9 protein-coding genes and 1 pseudogene are annotated in these 9,478 nt (G+C 65.7%); 7 read left to right on the top strand and 3 right to left on the bottom strand.

Translation table 11 applies throughout. The features are described from left to right. Window positions 1–107: 107 nt before the first annotated feature. Entirely contained in the window at window positions 108–986 is an 879-nt protein-coding gene (locus tag ACIP0B_RS26985; RefSeq protein ID WP_400837928.1) for an acyl-CoA dehydrogenase, read from the bottom strand. A 153-nt stretch (window positions 987–1,139) separates the two neighbouring features. Here ACIP0B_RS26985 and olsB point away from each other — a divergent pair, with 153 nt between their 5' ends. Both olsB and ACIP0B_RS26995 read left to right on the top strand, forming a co-directional pair. Then, window positions 1,140–1,895 (top strand): L-ornithine N(alpha)-acyltransferase, encoded by a 756-nt coding sequence (olsB, locus tag ACIP0B_RS26990; protein ID WP_217893317.1) that lies wholly within the window; start codon window positions 1,140–1,142, stop codon window positions 1,893–1,895. After that, window positions 1,895–2,689 (top strand): lysophospholipid acyltransferase family protein, encoded by a 795-nt coding sequence (locus tag ACIP0B_RS26995; RefSeq protein WP_400837932.1) that lies wholly within the window; start codon window positions 1,895–1,897, stop codon window positions 2,687–2,689. Before olsB ends, ACIP0B_RS26995 begins: the two co-directional genes overlap by 1 nt. A 108-nt stretch (window positions 2,690–2,797) precedes the next feature. On the opposite strand, the gene ACIP0B_RS27000 is transcribed toward ACIP0B_RS26995, so the two are convergent. Next, window positions 2,798–3,376, bottom strand: coding sequence for an ACP phosphodiesterase (locus tag ACIP0B_RS27000; protein WP_400837935.1), 579 nt, complete (start codon window positions 3,374–3,376; stop codon window positions 2,798–2,800). Window positions 3,377–3,545: 169 nt separating this feature from the next. Between ACIP0B_RS27000 and ACIP0B_RS27005 the strand changes: the two genes are divergently transcribed. From ACIP0B_RS27005 to ACIP0B_RS27015, 3 genes are read left to right on the top strand one after another with little or no spacing between them, the layout of a single operon-like run. Beyond that, a complete protein-coding gene (locus tag ACIP0B_RS27005; RefSeq protein WP_085581727.1) occupies window positions 3,546–3,848 on the top strand; it encodes a helix-turn-helix transcriptional regulator in 303 nt (100 codons plus the stop codon). Window positions 3,849–3,882: 34 nt separating this feature from the next. Beyond that, window positions 3,883–5,049: an MFS transporter gene (locus ACIP0B_RS27010; protein ID WP_400837938.1), complete on the top strand. Its 1,167-nt coding sequence runs from the start codon at window positions 3,883–3,885 to the stop codon at window positions 5,047–5,049. Window positions 5,050–5,080: 31 nt separating this feature from the next. Further along, a complete protein-coding gene (locus tag ACIP0B_RS27015; RefSeq protein WP_085581723.1) occupies window positions 5,081–6,130 on the top strand; it encodes an alkene reductase in 1,050 nt (349 codons plus the stop codon). A gap of 243 nt (window positions 6,131–6,373) precedes the next feature. Here the strand turns inward: ACIP0B_RS27015 and ACIP0B_RS27020 are convergent, their stop codons facing one another. Then, window positions 6,374–7,006 carry a TetR family transcriptional regulator gene (locus ACIP0B_RS27020; protein WP_400837942.1) on the bottom strand — a complete coding sequence of 211 codons (633 nt, stop codon included), beginning with the start codon at window positions 7,004–7,006 and terminating at the stop codon, window positions 6,374–6,376. Window positions 7,007–7,273: 267 nt separating this feature from the next. Here ACIP0B_RS27020 and emhA point away from each other — a divergent pair, with 267 nt between their 5' ends. Beyond that, window positions 7,274–8,431: an efflux RND transporter periplasmic adaptor subunit EmhA gene (gene emhA / locus ACIP0B_RS27025; protein ID WP_085581719.1), complete on the top strand. Its 1,158-nt coding sequence runs from the start codon at window positions 7,274–7,276 to the stop codon at window positions 8,429–8,431. Window positions 8,432–8,434: 3 nt separating this feature from the next. Next, a pseudogene (gene emhB, locus ACIP0B_RS27030) lies at window positions 8,435–9,478 on the top strand (efflux RND transporter permease subunit EmhB); the annotation flags it as partial.

Below are 9,478 nucleotides of genomic sequence, written 5' to 3' on the forward strand. Positions count from 1 at the left end.
AGCCTGCTGGCGATGACGGCGGCACATCCGGCATTGAGGTGTCTGCCAGACCGCTGTCGCCAGCAGGCTGGCTCCCACAGGGGCTTGGCTGCATGCAGGGGTTGCGGTCAGCCCGCCGCCAAGGCCTTGGCCAACCGCTTGGCCCGGGCCCCCGCCGCCAGTTGCATGACCGACCGGTCCCGCGCCCACATCGCCGCCCACTCCGGCGCCCCTTGGGCCAGTGCATGATCCAGCTCAGGCTGGAGGGCGTCGAACTGCGCGAACAGCCCGCCCAGCACCACATGCCCCGCCGGGCTGTCCGGCGGTAAGCGACTGGCTTCGGCGCACCCGGCCAGCAACGCCACCAGCCGCAGTTGCAGCGCCTGCGGCCAGCCGCTGTCCTGGCCCACGCCGTACAGCCACGCGGTCATCGCGCTCAGCACGTAGATGTCCTCCATCGTCCGGAACGGCTTCACGTAGGCATCCCAGCCATCCCCGGCGAGCAGCTCACAGACCACGTCCTCCAGATGCAGGCGACCGTGGCTGATGTCCGGCATCAGCGGCAGGGCCGGCAGCGTTTCCACGCGCACACCGGGCTCGTCCGGATACGCCACCGCCAGGCTCAGGCGCGGCGCCTCACCCGGCGCTTCGCTGCGCGCGGCGATCAGCAGCCAGTCGGCGGCGTCGCCGGCGGTGACGAAATCCTTGCGTCCGTTCAGGCGCAGGTCCGTGAGCCGGGTCTGCATGTCCGCCGGGCGCAGGCTGCGCTGTTCGGTCGCACACAGGGCGCCCAGGCTGGGCGGCGCGCTCGGCCAGAGCATGCGCAGGGCCGCCTGGTAGCCCACCAGGAACGCCAGGCCCGGCGTGGCCATCCGCCGCCCGCCGGCCACCGCCAGTTCGAACGGGGTCACGGTGCCCAACTGATGCAGCAGCATCGCGAAACCTTCCCTCAGGTCAGGCACGGCGGGCATTCGTTCACGGCATTCGAGCAGGGTCGGCCAGGGCATAGGAGGCTCCTTGAGGGCTGTCATACAAGCATCACCAAACATTCATGGCGATGACACCGGGGCTACATAGCCTGACTTTGCCCAACACGGCGGCATAAAGAAAGTCGATCGGCTGCAACCCATGGCGGGTGAACGGCCCGCACGGAGACTCACATGACTCAGATCGCCCGCATCAGCGAAACCGGCAATGAACGCCGCCTGCAAGCCGAACGCCTGATCGGCGCCGAGGCCTTGCAGCAAGCCCAGGCCTTGCGCTTCAACGTGTTCAGCGGCGAATTCAACGCCAAGCTGAAGGGCGCGGAGCTGGGCCTGGACATGGATGACTATGATGTCCACTGCAGCCACATCGGCGTGCGTGACCTGAACACCGGGCGCCTGGTGGCGACCACCCGCCTGCTCGACCACACCGCCGCCAGCAGCCTGGGCCGCTTCTACAGCGAAGAGGAATTCAGCCTGCACGGCCTCGCCGGCCTGCAAGGCCCGATCCTGGAGATCGGCCGCACCTGCGTCGATCCGGCCTACCGCAACGGCGGCACCATCGCCGTGCTCTGGGGCGAACTGGCCGAAGTGCTGAACCAGGGCGGCTACAGCTACCTGATGGGTTGCGCCAGCATCCCGATGCAGGACGGCGGCGTGCAGGCCCACGCGATCATGCAGCGCCTGCGCGAACGCTACCTGTGCACCGAGCACCTGCGCGCCGAACCGAAGAATCCGCTGCCGTCGCTGGATATCCCCTCCAACGTGATCGCCGAAATGCCGCCGCTGCTCAAGGCCTACATGCGCCTGGGCGCGAAGATCTGCGGCGAGCCGTGCTGGGACGAAGACTTCCAGGTGGCGGACGTGTTCATCCTGCTCAAGCGCGACGAACTCTGCCCGCGCTACGCCAAGCACTTCAAGGCGGCCGTGTGATGGGCCGCCTGCGGGTGTACGCGCGGATCGCGCGGGTGCTGCTGGTGGTCGCGCTGGGCCTGTGCATGGCCAGCGTGTTCGGGGTGTTCGAGCGGCTGGGCCTGGCCCATTCGATGGTGCGCCGGCAGCGCTGGTCGCGTTTTTTCATGGCGCGCCTGAGCAACGCCCTGCCCTTTCGCGTGACCGTCCACGGCCAGATGCCCAAGCAACCGATGCTGTGGGTCAGCAACCATGTGTCCTGGACCGACATTCCGCTGCTGGGCATGCTCACGCCGCTGTCGTTCCTGTCCAAGGCCGAAGTGCGCACCTGGCCTGTGGCCGGCTGGCTGGCCGCCAAGGCCGGCAGCCTGTTCATCCGCCGCGGTTCGGGCGACAGCCAACTGATCCGCAAACAGATGACCCGCCACCTGCAAGCCGAACATCCGCTGCTGATGTTCCCGGAAGGCACCACCACCGACGGCCGTTCGCTGCGCACCTTCCACGGGCGCCTGCTGTCGGCGGCCATCGACTCCGAGGTGAAGCTGCAACCGGTGGCGATCCGTTACTTGCGCGATGGCCACATCGACCCGTTGGCGCCGTTCATCGGCGACGACGACCTGCTGTCGCACCTGATGCGCCTGTTCAGCCATGACTGCGGCGAGGTGGAGATCCACCTGCTCAAGCCGATTGCCTGCCAGGGGCGCGAGCGCGCGGCGCTGGCGTTCGAGGCGCAGCAGGCGGTGCAGAAGGCGTTGTTCGGCGATGTGGCCAAGCCGGCCGAACCGAGCCGTGCCGGCGACCTGATTGCCGCCTGAGGCCATACGCCACTGTAGGAGCCAGCCTGCTGGCGATAGGGCCGGATCAGTCACATAGGCATCGACTGACGGGCCACCATCGCCAGCAGGCTGGCTCCTACAGGTGGTTCATGATGTCGGCGGGGTCTGCGCGAAGTCCTGAAGCTTGGGATAGAACAGCGCAAAGTCCTCGCTCAGCGGTTCATACAGCCGCCGCAGTTCGTCCATCGCCCCCGCCAGTTCCTCCGGCCGGCTCAGCCGCCGGGAAATCCCCCGCAGCACCTGCTCCAGCACCTCGAACTCTCGGTACGAACCCAGCCAGTCGTCGGCCACCATGTACGGGGCGATCTTCGCCAGGCGCTCCGGCAATTGCCGTTCGCCGGACAGCGTGCGGTAGACGTCGGACGTGAAATGCTCCAGCGGCCGGTCCGCGTACAGCGTCCAGTCACGGGCCAGGCAATGGTCGAAGAACACGTCGAGGACGATGCCCGCATAACGTCGCCGGGTCGTGGCAAAGCGGTCCAGCGCCGTCCCCACCAGCGGGTGCCGGTCGGTGAACACGTCGATTTGCCGGTGCAGCCGGATGGCGGCCTCGATCTCCGGCGCGTACTGCCCTTGCAGCGGTCCTTTGACGAAATCGCCGTACAGGCTGCCGAGCAATTGTCCGGGGCGCTGGCCTCCGAGGTGCAAATGTGCGAGATAGTTCATGGGCGCAGCTTAGCACTGCTCCTTTGCTGGATCACAACCACAATATCGTTATAACCCGATATACCGATTTATGCGGTCGTCAGATCGAATTCATATTGGTATATCGCGAAATACCGATTTAAAGTTCGCCTCATCGCGATATAACGCTACACGTCACGAGCACCCGACCATGAACCTCAACCTCGACGAAATCATAAAAGCCCTGGCGCACCCGGTACGCAGAGACATCCTGCACTGGCTGAAAGACCCGACCGTCGAATTCCCCGACCAGTCCCACAGCAACGAGCACGGCGTCTGCGCCGGGCAGATCGACCAACGCTGCGGCCTGTCGCAGTCGACCGTATCCGCCCACTTGGCGACCCTGCAGCGCGCCGGCCTGGTCAGCAGCCGCAAGGTCGGCCAGTGGCACTTCTTCAAACGCAACGAGGACGTGATCCAGGCGTTCCTCGAAACACTCGGCAAAGAGCTCTGACCCTTAACGTCAGTCGGCCCAAAAGGAAAACACGATGCCCATCCCGCTTCTCATACTCGCCTTGAGCGCCTTCGCCATCGGCACCACGGAGTTCGTCATCATGGGGCTGCTGCCCGATGTGGCGGCCGACCTGGGCGTGTCGATCCCCGGCGCCGGCTGGCTGGTGACCGGCTACGCCCTGGGCGTGGCCATCGGCGCGCCGTTCATGGCGCTGGCCACCGCCCGCCTGCCGCGCAAGGCCGCGCTGATCGCACTGATGGGCATCTTCATCGTCGGCAACCTGCTGTGTGCGGTGGCCGGCGACTACAACGTGCTGATGCTGGCGCGGGTCATCACCGCCCTGTGCCACGGCGCCTTCTTCGGCATCGGCTCGGTGGTCGCGGCCAACCTGGTGCCGGCCAACAAGCGCGCCTCGGCCGTGGCCCTGATGTTCACCGGCCTGACCCTGGCCAACGTCCTCGGCGTGCCGCTGGGCACCGCCCTCGGTCAGGAAGCCGGCTGGCGCTCGACCTTCTGGGCCGTGACCGTGATCGGCGTCGTCGCCCTGCTCGGCCTGGTGCGCTTCCTGCCGGCCAAGCGCGACGAGGAAAAGCTCGACATGCGCGCCGAACTCGCCGCCCTCAAGGGCGCCGGCATCTGGCTGTCGCTGAGCATGACCGCGCTGTTCGCCGCCTCGGTGTTCACCCTGTTCACCTACGTCGCGCCGCTCTTGGGCGAAGTCACCGGCGTCTCGCCCCGCGGCGTGACCTGGACGCTGATGCTCATCGGCCTAGGCCTGACCGTCGGCAACATCATCGGCGGCAAGCTGGCCGACAAGGGCCTGGCCGCCACGCTGATCGGCGTGTTCATCGCCATGGCTGCGGCCTCCACCGTGCTGACCTGGACCAGCGTCGCGCTGATCCCCACCGAAATCACCCTGTTCCTCTGGGCCACCGCCTGCTTCGCGGCCGTACCGGCACTGCAGGTCAATGTGGTGACCTTCGGCAAGGCGGCCCCGAACCTGGTCTCGACCCTGAACATCGGCGCCTTCAACGTCGGCAACGCCCTGGGCGCCTGGGTCGGCGGCAGCGTCATCGCCCACGGCTACGGCCTGACCAGCGTGCCCCTGGCCGCCGCCGCCCTGGCCGTGCTCGCCCTGCTGGCGACCCTGATCACTTTCCGCCAGAACGGCAATCCCGAACTGGCACCGGCTGCAAACTGATTCATTTTTCACCTCACGAGGGTTGTATCTCATGGCAACGATTTTCGATCCGATCAAACTGGGCGACCTGGAACTGTCCAACCGCATCATCATGGCGCCGCTGACCCGCTGCCGCGCCGACGAAGGCCGCGTGCCCAACGCGCTGATGGCCGAGTACTACGTGCAGCGCGCCTCCGCCGGCCTGATCCTCAGCGAAGCCACCTCGGTGACCCCGATGGGCGTCGGCTACCCGGACACCCCCGGCATCTGGTCCAACGACCAGGTGCGCGGCTGGACCAACGTGACCAAGGCGGTGCACGCCGCCGGCGGCAAGATCGTCCTGCAACTGTGGCACGTCGGCCGCATTTCCCACCCGTCGTACCTGAACGGCGAGACGCCGGTCGCCCCGAGCGCCCTGCAGCCCAAAGGCCATGTCAGCCTGGTGCGTCCGCTGTCCGACTACGTCACCCCGCGCGCCCTGGAAACCGATGAGATCGCCGAGATCGTCGAGGCCTACCGCACCGGTGCCGAGAACGCCAAGGCCGCCGGCTTCGACGGCGTGGAGATCCACGGCGCCAACGGCTACCTGCTCGACCAGTTCCTGCAGAGCAGCACCAACCAGCGCACCGACCAGTACGGCGGCTCCCTGGAAAACCGTGCCCGCCTGCTGCTGGAAGTGACCGACGCCGCCATCGACGTCTGGGGCGCCGGCCGCGTCGGCGTGCACCTGGCGCCGCGCGCCGACTCCCACGACATGGGCGACGACAACCTCGCCGAAACCTTCACCTACGTGGCGCGTGAACTGGGCAAGCGCGGCATCGCGTTCATCTGCTCCCGCGAGAAGGAAGGCGCCGACAGCCTCGGCCCGCAGCTCAAGGAAGCCTTCGGCGGCGCCTACATCGCCAACGAGCGCTTCACCAAGGACAGCGCCAACCAGTGGCTGGCCAGCGGCAAGGCCGACGCGGTGGCCTTCGGCGTCCCGTTCATCGCCAACCCGGACCTGCCGGCCCGCCTCAAGGCTGACGCGCCGCTGAACGAGCCGCGTCCGGAACTGTTCTACGGCAAGGGCGCGGTCGGCTACCTCGACTACCCGACCCTGTAAGCCGCACCGCAGAAACGCAAAAGCCCCGACTCGTCAGAGCCGGGGCTTTTTCTTGCGCGTTCGCGACGCGCCTCACACACCTTCACAGCTGCGCAACAAAATCCCTACAAAATACGTAGCCCGCTATGTATCAACCCCCGCCGCAGGCGTATATAAAAGCACTCCTAGGCAGCGGGGCCAATGAACAGGGATCTTCATCGGCCTCCTTGATTGACACACGCTGATCCAAATACGCATTTTGTTTCATTTGCGCAGGGCGGGGCTCAGGCGCAGCATGTCCAACCCTGCATCGACCCAACGCTCGGCCTCGCCCTGCAGCTCGAAGCTGTCCGGCGCCAGCAGCCACTGATACAGGAGGCCGTCGATGTAGGCATGGATCGCGATGGCGGCCCGGGCGGTGTCGAGGTCGGCCGGCAACTGCCCGCGCTTGACCGCATTGCTCAGGGTCAGCCCGATGCCCACGTTGCATTCGAGGCTGGCCGCCCGACGCTGCTGGCGCAGGTCGCACATTTCATCGGTGAACTCGCACTTATGAAAGAGAATCTCGTTGATGCGCCGGGTCTTCGGATCCAGCGCGATCTGATGGAACAAATGAACCAGCAGTTGGCGCATGCAGCCCAGCGGGTCGACCTCGTCCTCGCTTTCGCTGGCCCGGGCCAGCTCGTCCAGCGGCTCGCGCAACGTGTCGAGCATGGCCTGGAGCAGATCGGCCTTGTTGCTGAAATGCCAGTAGATGGCGCCGCGGGTGACACCGGCCAGCGTCGCGATGTCGGCCAGCGTCGTGCGGGCCACGCCACGCTCGTAGAACGCGTGCTCGGCCGCTTCGAGTATCCGGCTCCGGGTCTCTTGAGCTTCCTCTTTGGTGCGACGGACCATGGCAGTAAAACCTCAAACAGGATGTTTCAGGGATGGCTGAATATCCGCTGAATGAAAAGGGGGTGATCTCTCGTGGATCGACAGCCCCGGCCTACAATTTCGAACCTTGCGACGACTTTTGTAACAGGGTGGGTACGCAGTCAAGGTGTTTACAAACAACCATGAACGTAAGTATATTCCTTAGCAAGCTACTTATCCACCCGGCATCCCTTTTTTACCCTTCCACCTTTCTTGTGCGCTTTTTGCGCGCCTGACCCGAGGATCTTCATGCAATTCAAGCCAGCTGTTACCGCTCTGGTCACTGCCGTCGCCCTGGCATCGCTGCTCAGCGGATGCAAAAAGGAAGAGGCGGCGCCCGCCGCCCCTCCTCCTCAGGTCGGCGTCGTCACCCTGCAACCCCAGACCTTCACCCTGACCTCGGAACTGCCGGGGCGCACCAGTGCGTTCCGCATCGCCGAGGTCCGCCCGCAGGTCAACGGCATCATTCTCAAGCGTCTGTTCAAGGAAGGCGGCGACGTCAAGGCCGGCCAGCAGCTGTATCAGATCGATCCGTCGGTCTATGAGGCGACCCTTAAGAGCGCCGAAGCCAACCTGCGTTCGACCAAGTCGATCTCCGACCGCTACAAGCAGTTGGTCGACGAACAAGCCGTCAGCCGCCAGGAATACGACACCGCCGTGGCCAACCGCCTGCAATCGGAAGCCGCCTTGCAGAGCGCGCAGATCAACGTGCGCTACACCAAGGTCTACGCGCCGATCTCCGGCCGCATCGGCCGCTCTTCGGTGACCGAAGGCGCGCTGGTGAGCAACGCCCAGGCCGACGCGATGGCGACGATCCAGCAGCTGGATCCGATCTACGTCGATGTGACGCAGTCTTCCGTCGAACTGCTGGAACTGCGCCGCGAACTGGAAAGCGGCCGTCTGCAAAAGGCCGGCGACAACGCCGCCGCGGTCAAGCTGACCCTGGAAGACGGCAGCCAGTACAAGCTCGACGGTAAGCTGGAATTCTCCGAAGTGTCGGTGGACCAGACCACCGGTTCGGTGACCCTGCGCGCCGTGTTCCCGAACCCGGAACACACCCTGCTGCCGGGCATGTTCGTCCACGCCCAGTTGCAGGCCGGCGTGAACAGCGCCGCGATCCTCGCGCCGCAGCAAGGCGTGACCCGCGACCTCAAGGGCACCCCGACCGCGCTGGTCGTCGGCGCCGACAACAAGGTCGAGCTGCGCCAGCTCAAGGCCAGCCGCACCGTCGGCAGCCAGTGGCTGGTCGAAGACGGCCTGAAGGCCGGCGACCGCCTGATCACCGAAGGCCTGCAGTTCGTGCGTCCGGGCGCGGTGGTCAACCCGACCGAAGCGACCAACGTCGGCGCGAAGAACCCGGCCCCCGCTCAGGCAGCCGACAAGGCCGCCGGCGGCAAAGGGGAGTAATCCATGTCAAGATTCTTTATCGACCGCCCGATCTTCGCCTGGGTGATCGCCCTGGTGATCATGCTGGTCGGCGCCCTTTCGATCCTCAAGCTGCCGATCAACCAGTACCCGAGCATTGCGCCGCCCGCCATCGCGATCCAGGTGACCTACCCGGGTGCGTCCGCGCAGACCGTGCAGGACACCGTGGTGCAGGTGATCGAGCAGCAGCTCAACGGCATCGACAACCTGCGTTACGTGTCGTCGGAAAGCAACTCCGACGGCAGCATGACCATCACCGCGACCTTCGAGCAAGGCACCAACTCCGACACCGCGCAGGTGCAGGTCCAGAACAAGCTGAACCTGGCCACCCCGCTGTTGCCGCAGGAAGTGCAGCAACAGGGCATCCGCGTCACCAAGGCGGTGAAGAACTTCCTGCTGGTGATCGGTGTGGTGTCGCGCGACGGCAGCATGACCAAGGACGACCTGTCCAACTACATCGTGTCGAACATGCAGGATCCGATCTCGCGGACCGCCGGCGTAGGTGACTTCCAGGTCTTCGGCGCCCAGTACGCGATGCGCATCTGGCTCGACCCGGCCAAGCTGAACAACTTCAACCTGACCCCGGTCGACGTGAAGACCGCCATCGCGGCGCAGAACGTCCAGGTATCGTCCGGTCAGTTGGGCGGCCTGCCGGCCGTGCAAGGCCAGCAACTGAACGCCACGATCATCGGCAAGACCCGTCTGCAGACCGCCGAGCAGTTCAAGGAAATCCTGCTCAAGGTCAACAAGGACGGCTCCCAGGTGCGTCTGAAAGACGTCGCCGACGTCGGCCTGGGCGGCGAGAACTACTCGATCAGCGCCCAGTTCAACGGCAGCCCGGCCTCCGGCCTTGCGGTCAAGCTGGCCAACGGCGCCAACGCCCTGGACACCGCCAAGGCCCTGCGCAAGACGATCGACGACCTCAAGCCGTTCTTCCCGCAAGGCATGGAAGTGGTGTTCCCGTACGACACCACCCCGGTGGTGACCGAATCGATCAAGGGTGTGGTTGAAACCCTGGTCGAGGCGATC

This window comes from Pseudomonas sp. NPDC089534 (assembly GCF_044749305.1).
GTDB classification, from domain to species: domain Bacteria; phylum Pseudomonadota; class Gammaproteobacteria; order Pseudomonadales; family Pseudomonadaceae; genus Aquipseudomonas; species Aquipseudomonas ekonensis.